At 72.1% G+C, this 15,227-nt stretch carries 14 protein-coding genes and 1 riboswitch; of the genes, 3 read left to right on the top strand and 11 right to left on the bottom strand.

Features of this window, described 5'->3' with window-relative positions:
- Positions 1-67: 67 nt before the first annotated feature.
- Positions 68-1,285 carry an MBL fold metallo-hydrolase gene (locus ACIBIW_RS26660; protein ID WP_399339580.1) on the bottom strand — a complete coding sequence of 406 codons (1,218 nt, stop codon included), beginning with the start codon at positions 1,283-1,285 and terminating at the stop codon, positions 68-70.
- Positions 1,286-1,690: 405 nt separating this feature from the next.
- On the opposite strand from ACIBIW_RS26660, the gene ACIBIW_RS26655 reads away from it, so the two are divergent.
- Positions 1,691-2,245, top strand: coding sequence for a carboxymuconolactone decarboxylase family protein (locus tag ACIBIW_RS26655; protein ID WP_399339579.1), 555 nt, complete (start codon positions 1,691-1,693; stop codon positions 2,243-2,245).
- A gap of 22 nt (positions 2,246-2,267) precedes the next feature.
- Positions 2,268-2,894: a TetR/AcrR family transcriptional regulator gene (locus ACIBIW_RS26650; protein ID WP_399339713.1), complete on the top strand. Its 627-nt coding sequence runs from the start codon at positions 2,268-2,270 to the stop codon at positions 2,892-2,894.
- 26 nt (positions 2,895-2,920) lie between these two features.
- Here the strand turns inward: ACIBIW_RS26650 and ACIBIW_RS26645 are convergent, their stop codons facing one another.
- Both ACIBIW_RS26645 and ACIBIW_RS26640 read right to left on the bottom strand, forming a co-directional pair.
- Positions 2,921-3,727, bottom strand: coding sequence for an SGNH/GDSL hydrolase family protein (locus ACIBIW_RS26645; RefSeq protein ID WP_399339578.1), 807 nt, complete (start codon positions 3,725-3,727; stop codon positions 2,921-2,923).
- Between the two features lie 127 nt (positions 3,728-3,854).
- On the bottom strand, positions 3,855-4,604 hold the full coding sequence (locus ACIBIW_RS26640) for a peptidoglycan DD-metalloendopeptidase family protein (protein ID WP_399339577.1): 750 nt from the start codon (positions 4,602-4,604) through the stop codon (positions 3,855-3,857).
- A 3-nt stretch (positions 4,605-4,607) separates the two neighbouring features.
- A riboswitch (cyclic di-AMP (ydaO/yuaA leader) is annotated at positions 4,608-4,758 on the bottom strand.
- Between the two features lie 416 nt (positions 4,759-5,174).
- Here ACIBIW_RS26640 and ACIBIW_RS26635 point away from each other — a divergent pair.
- The gene (locus ACIBIW_RS26635; protein WP_399339576.1) at positions 5,175-5,966 is read left to right on the top strand and encodes a tyrosine-protein phosphatase; all 792 of its coding nucleotides are present in this window, start codon (positions 5,175-5,177) and stop codon (positions 5,964-5,966) included.
- A gap of 21 nt (positions 5,967-5,987) precedes the next feature.
- Here ACIBIW_RS26635 and ACIBIW_RS26630 read toward each other — a convergent pair whose 3' ends face one another.
- The 8 genes from ACIBIW_RS26630 to shc all read right to left on the bottom strand — a co-directional run bounded on the left by ACIBIW_RS26630 (position 5,988) and on the right by shc (position 15,181).
- Entirely contained in the window at positions 5,988-6,221 is a 234-nt protein-coding gene (locus ACIBIW_RS26630) for a DUF6126 family protein (RefSeq protein WP_399339575.1), read from the bottom strand.
- Entirely contained in the window at positions 6,218-6,868 is a 651-nt protein-coding gene (locus ACIBIW_RS26625) for a helix-turn-helix domain-containing protein (protein ID WP_399339574.1), read from the bottom strand. The genes ACIBIW_RS26630 and ACIBIW_RS26625 overlap by 4 nt, the downstream gene beginning before the upstream one ends.
- A 75-nt stretch (positions 6,869-6,943) precedes the next feature.
- On the bottom strand, positions 6,944-8,377 hold the full coding sequence (locus ACIBIW_RS26620) for an aspartate aminotransferase family protein (RefSeq protein ID WP_399339573.1): 1,434 nt from the start codon (positions 8,375-8,377) through the stop codon (positions 6,944-6,946).
- Complete coding sequence (dxs, locus tag ACIBIW_RS26615) at positions 8,374-10,254, bottom strand: 1-deoxy-D-xylulose-5-phosphate synthase (protein ID WP_399339572.1); 1,881 nt, start codon at positions 10,252-10,254, stop codon at positions 8,374-8,376. Before dxs ends, ACIBIW_RS26620 begins: the two co-directional genes overlap by 4 nt.
- 71 nt (positions 10,255-10,325) lie before the next feature.
- A complete protein-coding gene (gene ispG, locus ACIBIW_RS26610) occupies positions 10,326-11,498 on the bottom strand; it encodes a flavodoxin-dependent (E)-4-hydroxy-3-methylbut-2-enyl-diphosphate synthase (protein WP_399339571.1) in 1,173 nt (390 codons plus the stop codon).
- 6 nt (positions 11,499-11,504) lie between these two features.
- On the bottom strand, positions 11,505-12,524 hold the full coding sequence (gene hpnH, locus ACIBIW_RS26605) for an adenosyl-hopene transferase HpnH (protein WP_399339570.1): 1,020 nt from the start codon (positions 12,522-12,524) through the stop codon (positions 11,505-11,507).
- Positions 12,525-12,530: 6 nt separating this feature from the next.
- Positions 12,531-13,193: a 1-hydroxy-2-methyl-2-butenyl 4-diphosphate reductase gene (locus tag ACIBIW_RS26600; protein WP_399339569.1), complete on the bottom strand. Its 663-nt coding sequence runs from the start codon at positions 13,191-13,193 to the stop codon at positions 12,531-12,533.
- Complete coding sequence (gene shc, locus ACIBIW_RS26595) at positions 13,193-15,181, bottom strand: squalene--hopene cyclase (protein ID WP_399339568.1); 1,989 nt, start codon at positions 15,179-15,181, stop codon at positions 13,193-13,195. Before shc ends, ACIBIW_RS26600 begins: the two co-directional genes overlap by 1 nt.
- Positions 15,182-15,227 lie beyond the last annotated feature (46 nt).

The raw sequence follows: 15,227 nt of genomic DNA, 5'->3' as shown, positions 1-15,227 counted from the left end.
AGGAGGGGCGGCGCGGGCGGCGCGTACCGTGCATGTCCGCGCGCGTCCGCGCCCGCCGGGGCCCGGGTCAGCCGATGGGCTGGGCCTCGCGGGGGCCGCTGCCCGAGCCGTCGTGCCCCGCGGGCGGCTCGGGGCGCCCGGGGCCCTGCCCTGGCTCGGGCCAGCCGCCGGCGGGCGGGAGCGCCGCCTCGCGCCACCAGGGGGCGGTCGGCAGCCGGTCCCCGGTGGGCTCGAAGGGCTCGCCCGGGCGCGGCAGCGCGGGGGTGGCGCCCGCGGCCCTGGCCGCGGCGAGGGTGCCCTCGCCCGGCTCCGCCCAGGGGTGCGGCGCCAGGTTGAAGGTGCCCCAGTGGATCGGGAGCAGCACGCCCGCGGCGGCCCTGCCGCCCTGGAGGTCGCGGTGCGCGCGTACGCCCTCCTCGGGGGTCATATGGATGTCGGGCCAGTGCTCGCTGTACGCACCGATCTGGATCATGGTGGCGTCGAACGGGCCGTGCTCGGCGCCGATGGCCTCGAAACCGCGGAAGTAGCCGGTGTCGCCGCTGTGGTAGACGCGGTGCTCGGGGCCCCGCACCGCCCAGGACGCCCAGAGCGCGTGCTGTCGGCTGCGCAGGCCGCGGCCGCAGAAGTGGCGGGCCGGGGTGGCGGTCAGGGTGAGCCCCCCGGCCTCGGTGGACTCGCCCCAGTCCAGCTCCCGCAGCCGGCCCGGCGGCACGCCCCAGCGCTCCAGGTGCGCGCCGACGCCGAGGGGCACCGCGAAGAGGGTGTCACGGTGGGCGAGCGCCCTGATGGTGGGCAGGTCGAGGTGGTCGTAGTGGTCGTGGGAGATCACCACCGCGTCGACCGGGCCGAGCGAGGCGAGCGGCAGCGGCACCGGGTGCAGCCGCTTGGGGCCCACGAAGCCGAACGGGGAGCAGCGCTCGCCCCACACCGGGTCGAAGAGCACCCGGGCGCCGTCGATCTCGGCGAGGACGCTCGAATGGCCCATCCAGGTGAGCCTGAGGCCGCTGGCGGGGGGCCCGGCCAGCTCGGCGGCGGTGGAGTCGTGCACGGGGATCACGCCGCGGGGGGCACGGCGAATCCTGTTCTCCTTGCGGAAGTACGTCCTCGCCATGGCGAGAGGGGTGCCGGTAGGACTGGTGCGCGCCCCCTGCGGGTTCTGGAACGAGCCGTCCGCGAAATTCGGCGAGCGGTGGATACGCGCCAGCCGGTCGCCCGCCGGGTCCGCGCCGAAGGCGAGCGGCCGCAGCGAGCGCAGTCCGGAGTGCGGGGGTCGGGTACCGGGCACAACGCCTCCTGGGGGTAGAGCCATCTCATTCCATTATGTGATGCGCCGGTGACACTGCCGTATCACCGTGGTGAGTGGGATGCCGCACGGGCCCCCGGGGGAAGGACGCCGGCCGCGGGCCCCGGGATGTCACATCCGCCGGGTCTCCTTCCGTCTCCTCCGTGACGCACCGTCCACGGCACCCGCCGGGACAGACCTTCGGAGGTGGCACCCATGCCCCGCATTTCTCCCACCCACCAGCCCGGTACTTCCCCCACCCACCAACCCGGTACTTCCCCCACCCACCAGCCCGGTACTTCCCCCACCCACCAGCCCGGTACTTCCCCCACCCACCAGCCCGGTACTTCCCCCACCCACCAGCCCCGTGTTTCCCTCACCCCGCCCCGCACGCCCTTCTTCCGCATCATGGAGTGGTACTCACGGCGCGCGTACGGCAAGGTCCTCGACCCCGGGAAGGCGATGGCGCACAGCCCGCGCGCGCTCTGGACGTATCTGCGCTTCGAGCAGTCCGTGGCCAGGTGGCGGCGGGTCGACAAGGGGCTCGCGCACCTCGCGGAGCTGGTGGCCGCGGGGGCGGTCGGCTGCTCCTGGTGCATGGACTTCGGCTACTGGGAGAGCCACCGCGGCGGCATGGACCCGCGCAAGCTGCGGGACGTGCCGGTGTGGCGGGACAGCGACGCGTACACGGACCTGGAGCGCGACGTGATGGCGTACGCGGAGGCCATGACGGCCACCCCGCCGACCGTGGACGACGCGCTGTCCGGCAGGCTGCGCGCGGCGCTCGGCGAACCGGCGCTCGTGGAGCTGACGATGCTGGTCGCGGTGGAGAACCTGCGCTCGCGCGTGAACTCGTCGCTCGGCCTGACGAGCCAGGGCTTCAAGGACTCCTGCGACCTCGCCGACCACGCCGCCGCCGGGGGCGCCCGGGCGGCAGAAGACGGACGGGGCGGGTCCGCGTGAGAGCCCTTAGGGTGACCCTGTGGTGAGGAATGTGCGGCTGAGTGTGGCGGAGCGGCGGGAGGAGCTGCTGCGCGCCACCGTGGAGCAGATCGAGGAGCGCGGGGTCGCCGCGGTGCGGATCGGCGACGTGGCGACCGCGCTCGGGGTCAGCAACGCCCTGGTGCTGTACCACTTCTCCAGCAAGGAGAAGCTGGTCGCGGCGGCCTTCTCGCACGCGGCGGAGTGCGATATGGCGACGCTACGCGCGATGACGTCCCGGCGTACCAGCGCGGTGCGCAGGCTGCGCGCCTCGGTGCGCTGGTACGCGCCGTCCGGCGCCCCCAAGGGATGGCGGCTGTGGATCGAGGCGTGGGCGGTGGCGCTGCGCGAACCTGCGCTGCGCGAGGTGGCCCGCGACCTGGACCTGCGCTGGAAGGCCGCGCTCACCGGGTTGATCGAGGAGGGCGTCGCCGCGGGCGAGTTCCGCTGTGCGGACCCGGTGGCGGCGGCGCAGCGGCTGACCGCGCTGCTCGACGGCCTCGCGGTGCAGGTCACCTCGTACGACGGGGCGCTGCCGCGGGCGCGGGTGTACGCGTGGGTGGACGAGGCGCTGGCGAGGGAGCTGAGCCTGGACTGCGCCGCGCTGCGCGCGCCGTCCGCGGCGCGCTGAGCCGCGGCCCCGGGCTCACCCCGGGCTCAGCACGTGCCGGGCGCTTCGAGGGGTTCGAGTTCCGGGCGCTTGGCGTACGCCAGGTCTCCCGAGGAGCGGCCGCGCAGCCGCCGCCCGATCCAGGGGACGAGGTGCTCGCGGGCCCACTGGACGTCGTCGCGGCGCAGATCGAGCGGCGCCCGGTACGGGGCGGGCGGCCAGGGGCGGAAGGGGTCCGTGGGGACGTCGGCGCCGAGGAGGCGCCCGGCGAGCAGTGCCACCCTGGTGTGGCCCTCGGTGCCGAGGTGGAGGCGGTCCCCGGTCCAGGCGCGCCGGTCCTGGATGGTCTTCAGCGACCACAGGTCGAGGACGAGGCAGCCGTAGCGGTCGGCGATGCCGCGGACATGGCCGTTGTACGTCGCTATCTTGCCGCGCAGCCGCTGGAGCACCGGCACGCCCCGGGTGTCGAAACCGGTGGAGACCACGACGGTGCCGCCCGCCGAGGTGAGGGCGGCGACGGCGCGCTCGAAGCGGTCGGCGAGGTCGTCGGGGTCGGTACCTGGGCGGATGATGTCGTTGCCGCCGGCCGCGAAGGTGATCAGGTCGGGGGCGAGTTCGACGGCCCTGGGGACCTGGTCGCGGACGATCTGGTCGAGGAGCTTGCCGCGCACCGCGAGGTTGGCGTAGCGGAAGTCGCCCCCGGGGGCGCGGGCGGCGAGCATGACCGCGAGCCGGTCGGCCCAGCCGACGTAGCGGCCGTCGGGTCCTGGATCGCCCACGCCCTGCGTGAAGCTGTCGCCCACGGCGGCGTAGGAGGTGAACGGTTCTGGTGCCAAGGTCGTCTCTGCTGCCACGTCCGCCCATTTTGCTCCCGTCCGTCGGGCTGATGCCAGCGGGTCGGGGGCGGTACGGGGTGAGATGTGCCACCGCCGCCCCGCGGTGGGTGCCGGGGCGGCGGTGTGCGGGTGGGCCCGCGGCCGGTCAGAGGTCGACGCCGTGCGCCCTGAGGTAGGCGACGGGGTCGACGTCGGAGCCGTAGTCGGGTCCTGTGCGCACCTCGAAGTGCAGGTGCGGGCCCGTGACGTTGCCGGTGGCACCCGAGACGCCGAGCTGCGTGCCCTCGGTGACGGTCTGGCCCGCCGAGACGTTCAGCGAGGTCATGTGGGCGTACTGGGTGTACTTGCCGTCGGCGTGCTCGATCACGACCTGGTTGCCGTAGGCGCCGCCCCAGCCCGCGGTGACGACGGTGCCGTCGGCCAGGGCGTGGACGGGGGTGCCGGACGGCACCACGAAGTCCTGTCCGGTGTGGTGGCCGCTCGACCACATGCTGCCCGCCTGGCCCCAGGGGGTGCCGAGGGTGGCGCCCTTGACGGGGAGTGTGTAGCCGGTGCCCGTGGTCGCGGCGGCGGTGGTGGCGGAGGCCGTGGACGGCTTGGCCGCGCCGTCGAGGACGAGCTTGAGGCCGGGGTGGATCAGGCGCGGGTTGTCGCCTATGGCCTGGTGGTTGTCCTGGTAGAGCCGCTGCCAGCCGCCGGGGGTGTGCTGGGCCCTGGCGATGCTCGCCAGGGAGTCGCCCCGCTCGACGGTGTAGGTGTGGGTGGCGTCGGCGGCGTGGGCGTTCGCGGCGCCGACGAGCGGCAGTGCGAGCGCGGCGCCTCCGGTGCCTGCGACGGCGATGCCGCGGGCGAGTCGCCCGGGCCTGGGACGGCGGTGCTTACCCTTCGCGGGCATGGGGTTTCCTCTCCGGCGCCTGCGGGGTGAGCTGTCGGGTTCGGACTGGAGCTGCCCGGCCGCTGGTGCGGCTTCACCCCCAGCCGTCCGGGGGTCCGGAGCGGCGTACTGCCTGTGGGTCCCCCGCTCCTGCCGTCACGGGTGTCTTCGGGTTCCTCCGGGCGGCGGCAGGACTGGGCGTCCGCCGGGAGTCGGGGTGACGCTAGGCCGGGCGCCGCCGCCGCGACAAGCGAGGAGCGGGTTCCCGCAGGAGGGCCACGGGGCCGCCGGGGTGGGCGGGAGGCGCGCGGCGGGGGCAACTGGGCGCGTGGGACGGGCACTTGTGGGTGCCGGGTCGGTGCCGGTATGACCGCTATGATCCTGCTCACGTCGGCCGGTCCGAGGGGGTGCTTTTCGCGGCGAGTTGGTCCACAGGCCGCATTGCGGCCATAGCGGGTGTGCCGGTGCGTAAGCCGCGGAGGGTGGCATGGTGGGCGGGTGCGCGGTGGTGCGTGGGAGGCGGCGTGCGCCGTAGGGTCGCGGTGGCGGCGCCCGGGCGCCGGGTGGTGAGCGGTGAGAGGGAGGTCGTCCGTGTCGCAGCAGGACGCGTCGTGGGAGCGTGAGCTGGCCGGGGTGCGCAACTTCCGGGACGTGGGCGGGCTGCCCGCCGCGGACGGCAGGCGGCTGCGGTACGGGCTGCTGTTCCGCAGCGGCCATCTGGCCGGTGCCACCACCGACGACGTGGCGTACCTGTCGTCGCTCGGGCTGCACACCGTCTACGACTTCCGCAACGAGGCCGACCGCACCCTCGACGGCCTCGACGTGGAGCTGCCCGGTGTGCGGAACGTGAACATACCGCTCAACGACCCCGCCGACGGCGCCGAGTTCTGGCGGATGGTGCGCAGGGGCGACCTGGACGAGCTGCGCGAGACGCTCTCCGGCGACCTGGGCGGGCGGCGGATGCTGGCGTCGTACCGCACCATCGTGACGGAGCGCACCGCCGAGCACGGCCGGATACTGCGCGAGGTGGCGACGGAGAGCGTGCCGGTGCTGCTGCACTGCGCCGCGGGCAAGGACCGGGCGGGGGTGTCGGTCGCGGTGATCCTGCTGGCCCTCGGGGTGGAGCGGGAGGCGATCGAGGAGGACTACCTGCGCTCCAACGCCCTCCACCGCCGCTACCGGCTGGGCCGCCCCGGCTCGCCCTACTCGCCGGAGGTACGGGCCCTGCTCACCCCGCTGTTCGAGGCGCGGGCCGAGTACCTGGCCGCCGCGTTCGAGACGATCGACGCCACCTGGGGCGGCACCGAGGCGTATCTGTCCGACGGGCTCGGCCTCACGCCCGCGCTGCGGGAGCGGCTGCGGGCCGGGCTGCTCGACGGCTGAGCCGGCCCGGCCGGGAGTGTGTCACTGGTTGTGGGCGCCGAGGACGAACAGCAGGTAGAGGAAGCCGGCGAAGAAGTGGGCGCCGACGACGTAGATGAGGACGCGCACCCACAGGGCGGCGGGCATCTTCTCCTCCACCACGACCTTCCGCCTGGGCTCGGGCGGCGTACCGTCCTGGGGCGCGGCGGCGGGCGCCGCGGGGTCCCCGGCGGGGGTGGGGGTGTCGGACGGGCGGGGTTCCACGGGTGAGGTCATCGGATGTCTCCCGGGTAGTGGCCCGTGGCCGTGGCGCCGAGGCACAGCACGGCGGCCGGGCTCTGGAGCAGGGTGTGGACGAAGAGGAGTTCCACGCCGTCGTGGTCGGCGGCGGCGATGCGGTGCGGGGTGAGCGAGTCGAAGTGGGCGCTGTCGCCGGGCGGCAGGGTGTGGACGTCCTCGCCGAGGCGCAGCCGCAGCCGCCCGTGCAGCACGTAGAGCCACTCCTCGCCGGGGTGCACCCGCACCAGGTCGCCCTGGGTGCCGTACGGCACCCGGACCCGCAGGGCCTGCATGCCGCGTCCCGTGGCGCCTGCCTGCCAGTAGGTCCAGCCGCCCGCGCGGGTGGGCTCGACGGCGGGGGCGCGGGTCACGGCGTGCTGGTCCACCGGGGTCTCCCCCAGCAGGCCCGAGACGGTCGTACCGTAGACACGGGCGAGGGTGAGCAGCATCGGCAGCGAGGGCTGGCGGTTGCCGGTCTCCAGCCGGGAGAGGTGCGCGGGTGAGAGCCCGGCGGCGCGGGCGGCCGCCTCCAGGGTCAGCCCGGCGCGGCGCCTGAGGTCGCGCAGTTGGGGCGCGACGGCGGGCAGCTCGGCGGGCGGTGCGGCCTCGGGGGCCGCTGCGGGGTCCTGGTGGTCACTGCTCACACCATCGATTCAGCCAGAGCAACGCCTCTCGGGCAAATTTCTTGCCCGAGAGGCAAAAGCCCATGGTGCCCGGGGTCAGCGGTTGGCGATGGCCTGCTTGACCAGGGTCTTTCCGAAGTCCCACATCAGTCCGCTGTCGTGCGCGTCGTCCATGACGGCGGTGAAGGCGGCGACGAAGCGGTCCACGTCGGCCTCGTCCACGACCAGCGGCGGGATCAGCTTGATCACTTCGAGGTGGTCGCCGGAGACCTGGGTGAGGATGCGGTGCTTCTGGAGCAGCGGCACGACCACCATCTGCGCGAAGAGCCCCTTGCGCGCGGTCTGGAGCATGGTCCAGCGGCTGCGCAGCTTCAGCGAGGACGGCCTGCCGAACTCGATGCCGATCATCAGGCCGCGGCCGCGCACGTCGCTCAGCAGCTCGTAGCGGTCGACGAGGGCGCTGAGCCGGGACTTCAGCAGGTCGCCCGTGGTCCTGGCGTTCTCGACGATCCCCTCGTCCGCCATCGCGGAGAGCACCGCGAGCCCCGCGGCCATGGCCTGGGCGTTGGCGCCGAAGCTCGCCGAGTGCACGAGGACGCGGTCCATCGACGAGTAGACCTTCTTGAAGATCCAGTCCTTGCCCAGGGTGGCGCTGACCGGGACGTAGCCGCCGGAGAGCGACTTGGCGACGCACACGAGGTCCGGCTCGACGCCTGCCTCGTGCTGGTAGGCGTAGAAGTCGCCGGTGCGGCCGAGCCCGGTCTGCACCTCGTCGGCGATGAGGAGCGCCTTGTGCTTGCGCAGCAGCTCCTGGGCGGCGAGCAGATAGCCGGGGGGCGTCTCGTGGACGCCCTTGCCCTGGATGGGCTCGACGATGAGGGCCGCCACGTCGCCCTTCTTCAGCTCCTTGGCGAGCGCGTCGAGGTCGCCGAGCGGCACCGGGGTGTCGGGCAGCAGCGGCGCGAACCCGTCCTTGAAGCCGGTCTCGCCGTTGACAGAGAGGGAGCCGGTGGTGAGCCCGTGGAAGGCGTGGGTGCAGTAGAGGACGCGCTTTCGCCCCGTGGCGTAGCGGGCGAACTTCAGCGCGGTCTCGACAGCCTCGGTGCCGCTGTTGCCGAAGAACACCCGGTCGAGGTGGGGGGTGTACGACAGCAGCTTCTCGGCGAGCAGGCCCGGCAGCGGCTGGCAGTCGAAGCGGGTCAGGTCGGCGAGGGAGGCGTCGAGGACGTCGTGCAGCGCCTTGCGGACGACCGGGTGGTGCCTGCCGAGGCCCATGACGCCGAACCCGGCGAGCATGTCGAGGTAGTCGTTGCCCTCCGCGTCCCAGAAGTGGGCGCCCTCGGCGCGCTCGTAGACCTTGTCGAAGCCGATGGTGTGGAGCATGCGCGGCAGTTGGTGGTTGAGGTGCTTGGTGTGCAGCTCGTAGCGTTCGCCGCCGCGCTCGGCCAGCAGCCTGGCCAGGTCGAAGCCCTTGCCGTCGGCGGCGGGCGCGGGCCCGCCGTCCGGGCCGGTCCTGGGTGGGGTGCTCATGCGTCGTTCTCCTTGGCTGCCAGTGCGCCGCCGATGCGTCCGGCGATCTCTACGGGGGTGAGCCCGATGTCGGCGAGTACCTCGCCGCGCTTGGCGTGCGGCAGGAACTGGTCCGGGATGCCGAACCGGCGTACCGGCACGTCCACTTCCGCCTCGCCGAGCGCGAGGGCCACCGCCGCCCCCACACCCGAGGCACGGCTGTTGTCCTCAACGACGGCCACCATACGGTGGCGCTCGGCGAGGGTGACGAGCGCGGGGTCGACCGGCTTGACCCAGCGGGGGTCGACGACGGTGCAGCCGTAGCCGCGGGCTTCTAGCAGCTCGGCGGCCTGGAGGCAGACGGGCGCCATGACGCCGACGGCGACCAGCAGCACCTGGGGTTTCTCCGCGCGGTGCAGGACGTCCACGCCGCCCTCGCGGTCGACGGCGGGGATGGCGAGGCCCACGGACTCCTTGGGGAAGCGCAGCAGGGTCGGCGCGTCGTCGACGGCGACGGCCTCGCGCAGTTGGGCGCGTAGCTGGTCGGCGTCGCGCGGGGCGGCGATCCTGAGCCCCGGCACCACCTGGAGGATGGACATGTCCCACATGCCGTTGTGGGAGGCGCCGTCGGTGCCGGTGACGCCGGCCCTGTCGAGCACGAAGGTGACGCCGCAGCGGTGCAGCGCGACGTCCATGAGGAGTTGGTCGAAGGCGCGGTTGAGGAACGTGGCGTACACCGCCACCACCGGGTGCACTCCCCCGGTGGCGAGCCCGGCCGCGGAGACCGCGGCGTGCTGCTCGGCGATGCCGACGTCCCAGACCCGCTCGGGGAAGCGCTCGGCGAACTTGGTGAGGCCCACCGGGTGGAGCATGGCCGCGGTGAGGGCGACGACGTCCGCGCGTTCCGCGCCGATCTCGGCGATCTCGTCGCCGAACACCGAGGTCCAGGAGGGGCCGCCGGAGGGCGCCAGCGGCTCGCAGGTGAGCGGGTCCATGGCGCCCACGGAGTGGAAGCGGTCGGCCTCGTCGGTGAGCGCGGGCTCGTAGCCGCGGCCCTTCTCGGTGAGGCAGTGCACGATGACGGGGCCGCCGAAGCGCTTGGCGCGGCGCAGCGCGGACTCGACCGCGCCCACGTCGTGCCCGTCGATGGGGCCGACGTACTTCAACCCCAGGTCCTCGAAGAGTCCCTGGGGCGCGAAGGCGTCCTTGAAGCCCTTCTTGGCGCCGTGCAGCGACTCGTAGAGCGTCGAGCCGACGACGGGGGTGCGCTGGAGCACCTCCTTGCCCCAGGCCAGGACGCGTTCGTAGCCGTCGGTGGTGCGCAGCGCGGCGAGGTGGTTGGCGAGGCCGCCGATGGTGGGCGCGTAGGAGCGCTCGTTGTCGTTGACGACGACGATGAGCGGGCGGTCCTTGGCGGCGGCGATGTTGTTCAGCGCCTCCCAGGCCATGCCGCCGGTCAGCGCGCCGTCGCCGATGACGGCGACCACGTGGCGGCGCTCGCCCAGCACCTCGCCCGCCTTGGCGAGGCCGTCGGCCCAGCCGAGCGCGGTGGAGGCGTGGCTGTTCTCGACGATGTCGTGGTCGGACTCCTCGCGGGAGGGGTAGCCGGAGAGGCCGCCCTTGCCGCGCAGCTTGGAGAAGTCCTGGCGCCCGGTGAGGAGTTTGTGGACGTAGCTCTGGTGCCCTGTGTCCCACACGATGCGGTCCACGGGGGACTCGAAGACCCGGTGGAGGGCGATCGTCAGCTCGACGACTCCCAGGTTGGGGCCGAGGTGGCCGCCCGTTCTCGCCACGGCCTGTACCAGGAACTCCCGGATCTCCGCGGACAGTTCGTCGAGTTGTTCGCCGGACAGCGCCTTGAGATCGCGCGGCCCCCGGATGCCTTCCAGAAGGGTCATGCTCGGGCCCCCTACGCTTTCGTTTCTGTTGTGTCTTCGGTGGTTGTCCGTCCTGTGCCTCGTCGTCGGCGTCAGCTCACCGTGACGGCGGGTTCGCCGGAGGCGACGCCGTCCTTCTCCATCTGCTCCGCGATCTTCATCGCCTCGTCGATCAACGTCTCCACGATCTTCGACTCCGGCACCGTCCGCACCACCTCACCCTTCACAAAAATCTGCCCCTTCCCATTACCCGACGCCACCCCCAGATCAGCCTCCCGCGCCTCACCCGGACCATTCACCACACACCCCATCACCGCAACCCGCAACGGAACCTCCATCCCCTCAAGACCCGCCGTCACCTCATCCGCCAACCGGTACACATCCACCTGCGCCCGCCCACACGAAGGACACGACACAATCTCCAGACCCCGCTGCCGCAACCCCAACGACTCCAAAATCTGCGCCCCCACCTTCACCTCCTCCACCGGAGGAGCCGACAACGACACCCGAATCGTGTCCCCGATCCCCTCCGACAACAACGCACCGAACGCCACCGCCGACTTCACCGTCCCCTGAAACGCAGGACCCGCCTCCGTCACCCCCAGATGCAACGGATAATCACACGCCCGCGCCAACTGCCGATACGCATTCACCATCACCACAGGATCATTGTGCTTCACCGAGATCTTGATATCCCGGAAACCATGCTCCTCGAACAACGACGCCTCCCACAACGCCGACTCCACCAACGCCTCAGGCGTCGCCCGCCCATACTTCTCCAGCAGCCGCTTGTCCAACGACCCCGCGTTCACCCCGATACGAATCGGCGTCCCCGCCCCCGCCGCCGCCCCCGCAATCTCACGCACCTTGTCGTCAAACTGCTTGATATTCCCCGGATTCACCCGCACCGCCGCACAACCCGCATCAATCGCCGCAAACACATACTTCGGCTGGAAATGAATATCCGCAATCACCGGAATCTGCGACTTCCGCGCAATCACCGGCAACGCGTCCGCATCATCCTGCGTCGGACACGCCACCCGCACGATCTGGCACCCCGCCGCCGTCAACTCCGCGATCTGCTGCAACGTCGCACCCACATCCGACGTCCGCGTCGTCGTCATCGACTGCACCGACACCGGCGCATCCCCACCCACCGCCACAGAACCCACCTGGATCTGACGGCTCCTGCGCCGCTCGGCTATGGGGCGCGGCGGCAGGGCGGGGAGGCCGAGGGAGACGGGGTTCGATGCCGTGTCATTCACTGTCGTTCACCTGTTTCCTGAGACGGTCTCGCGGGCGGCGCGCAGGGACTCGGTGAGCGAGCCCATGGTGGCGAGGACGGCGGTCGGCTCGTAGCCGCAGTGCGCCATGCAGTTGTCGCAGCGCTCGTCGCGGCCCCGGCCGTAGGAGTCCCAGTCGGTCTTCTCGACCAGCTCCTGGTACGTGGGGACGTAGCCGTCGCTCATCAGGTAGCAGGGCTTCTGCCAGCCGAAGAGGGAGTAGTTGGGGATGGCCCACGCGGTGCAGGGGAAGTCGACCTTGCCCTCAAGGAAGTCGAGGAAGAGCGGCGAGTGGTTGAGCCGCCAGCGCAGCCTGTTGCCGCCCGAGAACGCCTTCTTGAACAGCTCGCGGGTCTGCTCGACGCCGAGGAAGTGCTCCTGGTCGGGGGCCTTCTCGTAGGCGTAGGCGGGCGAGATCATCATCTCGTCGACCTTCAGGTCGTCGTTGAGGTAGTCGAGCACCTCGATGATGGTCTGCGGGGTGTCGGTGTTGAAGAAGGTGGAGTTGGTGGTGACCCGGAAGCCGCGGCGCTTGGCCTCCTTGATGGCCGCCACCGCCTCGTCGAAGACGCCCTCCTTGGCCACGGACTCGTCATGGCGCTCCTTCAGGCCGTCGATGTGCACGGTGAAGGCGAAGTAGGGCGAGGGCTTGAACTTGTCGATCTTCTTGCGCAGCAGCATCGCGTTGGTGCACAGGAAGACGTACTTCTTCCGGGCCACGAGCTGGCGCACGATCTCGTCGATCTTCGGGTGCATCAGCGGCTCACCGCCCGCGATGGAGACCATCGGGGCGCCGGACTCCAGCACCGCGCCCACGGCCTGCGCGACCGGCATGCGCTGCTTGAGGACGCCTGCCGGGTGCTGGATCTTGCCGCAGCCCTCGCACTTCAGGTTGCAGGCGAAGAGCGGTTCCAGCTCGACGATGAGCGGGAACTTGTCGCGCTTGCGGAGCTTCTGTTCCATGAGGTACGTCGCGACCTTGATGGACTGACGCAGTGGCATGGCCATGGGGAGTCACCTCCGGTGGAGCGGCACATCGCGGTGCCAGGTATGAAAAGCGGGCAGTATGCAACGCAGCACACGGAAGGCGGCTATTCCACCGCGGAGTGTGCCGATTCGGACAAGTTCATGTTCTGGAGCGTCCACGACCACTCGGACGGCCGCAACCGGGCGCTCCCCCGCCGCCAGGGCGGTCCGCAGCGTGGCGGCCGACTCCATGTCGACCGCGACGGCTCCGGTGGCGGCGAGACCGGCCCGCTCCGGGCCGCGTACCACGTGGTCCGAGCCGGTCAGGGCCCCGACATGCACTTTCCGTGAAGGTATGGCCCAGGCAAGGGCGTCCGCGAGCACCCCGGTGCCGACACAGGGTGTTGTGCCGTACGGGTCACGGGTCTCCTCGGCGACCACCACGTCACCGGGGTGCATCCCGGGCACAAGACCCGCGCAGAACCCGGTGGCGAGCACCGCCCCCGGCGCGGGCCCCGGCCGCCCGAGGGCGCCGCGCACGGCGCGCTCCGCGGCCTCCGGGCCCATGCCCGTACGCAGGACGGTCACGGGCCCGCGGGGGCCGCCGCCCGCGCCGAGGCGCAGGGCGAGCCGTTCGATGCCGAGCGCACAGGCGATCAGCAGTGGCGAGGGTTCCCCGTCGGGGGCCCCCGGCGCCGGGGTCGGTGCCATCAGCTCCCCTTGACGGAGAACGGCTCTCCGTTGACGTACCTGCCGAGCGCCGTCAGGGGGAAGACCTGCCGGTAGAGGTGGTAGTTGATGGAGAAGTCCCAGGGGAAACCGGTGCCGGTGAAGTACGGCTCGTCCCAGGTGCCGTCCTCGCGCTGGGTCTCGGCCAGCCAGGTGACACCGCGCCGTACGGCCTCCGACTCCTCGCCGCCCTCGCCCGCCGCGAGCAGCGCCATCAGCGCCCAGGCGGTCTGGGAGGCGGTGGAGGCGCCGCGGCCCGACCACTTCTCGGCCTCCGGGTAGGAGCGCAGGTCCTCGCCCCAGCCGCCGTCCTCGTTCTGGACGCTCTCCAGCCAGCGCACGGCGCGCCTGATCGACGAGTGCGAGACGGGCAGCCCGGCCGCGACCAGCGCGGGCACCACGGAGCCCGTGCCGTAGACGTAGTTGACGCCCCAGCGGCCGAACCAGGAGCCGTCGCCCTCCTGGTGGTCGAGCAGCCAGTCGACGCCGCGCCCGGCGCGCGGGTCAGAGGCCATGCCCTCGACGGCGAGCATCTCCACCACATGGGCGGTGACATCGGCCGACGGGGGGTCGATGACCTCGCCGAAGTCGCAGAACGGCAGCTTGTTCGGCAGCGGGCTGGTGTTGTCGACGTCGAACGCGCCCCAGCCGCCGTCCTTGGACTGCATGCCCAGGTTCCAGCGCACCCCGCGGCCGACGGCGCGGTCGAGCCTGGCCTGGTCCGGGTGCCTGACCCGGCGCAGCGCCAGCACCACCTCCGCGGTGTCGTCCATGTCCGGGTAGCTGTCGTTCTCGAACTCGAACGCCCAGCCGCCGGGCGCGAGCTGCGGCCTGCGCACCGACCAGTCGCCGGGGCGCATCACCTGCTCGGCGAGCATCCAGTCGGCGGCCTTCACGAGCTGCGGGTGGTCGGCGGGCAGGCCCGCGTCGGCCAGTGCGATGGTGGCGAGGCAGGTGTCCCACACCGGCGACTGGCACGCCTCGATCATCCGGGCGCCGTCCTCGCGCCAGACCGCGAACCGGTCGAGCGAGGCGAGGCCCTCCCGCAGCACCGGGTGCTTCAGGTCGTAGCCGAGCAGGTGCAGCGCGATCACCGAGTAGACGGCGGGGGGCTGGATGCCGCCCCAGCAGCCGTCGTTGTCCTGCCGCTCGATGATCCAGCGGGCCGCCTTGTTCATGGCCGCCCTGCGCAGGCCGCGCGGTGCGACGCGGTGGAAGCCGTGCAGCCCCTTGTCCAGCGCGTGGAAAACACCGTCCCAACTGGTGAGCGGGGCGGCGGGGCGCGGCGGGTTGGGCCTGGCGGGGTCGGTGTGCAGCTCGTCGATCGCGAACGGCGCGGGGCGCACCGGGCGCTTGGCCGAGACGATGGTGAGCGGCACGATGGTGCCACGCGCCCAGGACCCGAAGTCGTAGATGTTCAGCGGGAACCAGTTCGGGAAGAAGATCAGCTCCGGCGGCAGCTCGGGCAGGTCCTCCCACTTCCACCAGCCGAACAGGGCGAACCAGATCCGGGTGAAGACCCGGCTGGCGGCGAGGCCGCCCTGCTCCCGCACGAACGCGGCGGCGCGGCGCATGTGCGCGTCCTCGGGGCTGTCGCCCGCGAGCCGCAGCGCCACGTACGCCTCGATGGTGGTGGAGAGGTCGGCGGGGCCGCCGTAGAAGGTGGCCCAGGTGCCGTCATCGCGCTGCTCGCCGCGGATGAACAGGGCGGCGGCGCGGGTGGTGTCGGCGTCCTGGATGCCGAGGAACTGACGCAGCAGCAGATCCTCGGCGTCCATCGTCACATTGGTCTCAAGGTCGCCCTTCCACCAGCCCGCGGGGTCCTGCGTGCGCAGCAGGTGGTCGGTGGCCCGCCGTACCGCGACACGTGCGAGGTCGTCGGTGCTCGCGGGCGGCGGTGCGGTGCTCTCCCCGGCTTCTCGCGCCCTGGGGTCCTGTTCCCCCGTGCTGTTGCCGGTCGTCGCTGTCATGGCTTCCCCTTAGTGCAGTGACGGGAGCGCGGGGCCCGCCCGCCGG

Source organism: Streptomyces sp. NPDC050560 (assembly GCF_044457285.1).
GTDB lineage: Bacteria > Actinomycetota > Actinomycetes > Streptomycetales > Streptomycetaceae > Streptomyces.
This window is presented reverse-complemented; position numbering and strand designations above follow the sequence as displayed.

Bases quoted from the DNA above. Each gene is read 5' to 3' on its own strand.
- ACIBIW_RS26630 (WP_399339575.1), bottom strand. From the start codon at position 6,221: ATGACCTCACCCGTGGAACCCCGCCCGTCCGACACCCCCACCCCCGCC.
- ACIBIW_RS26600 (WP_399339569.1), bottom strand. From the start codon at position 13,193: ATGGCACCGACCCCGGCGCCGGGGGCCCCCGACGGGGAACCCTCGCCA.
- ACIBIW_RS26640 (WP_399339577.1), bottom strand. From the start codon at position 4,604: ATGCCCGCGAAGGGTAAGCACCGCCGTCCCAGGCCCGGGCGACTCGCC.
- hpnH (WP_399339570.1), bottom strand. From the start codon at position 12,524: ATGGCCATGCCACTGCGTCAGTCCATCAAGGTCGCGACGTACCTCATG.
- shc (WP_399339568.1), bottom strand. From the start codon at position 15,181: ATGACAGCGACGACCGGCAACAGCACGGGGGAACAGGACCCCAGGGCG.
- ACIBIW_RS26620 (WP_399339573.1), bottom strand. From the start codon at position 8,377: ATGAGCACCCCACCCAGGACCGGCCCGGACGGCGGGCCCGCGCCCGCC.
- ACIBIW_RS26655 (WP_399339579.1), top strand. From the start codon at position 1,691: ATGGAGTGGTACTCACGGCGCGCGTACGGCAAGGTCCTCGACCCCGGG.
- dxs (WP_399339572.1), bottom strand. From the start codon at position 10,254: ATGACCCTTCTGGAAGGCATCCGGGGGCCGCGCGATCTCAAGGCGCTG.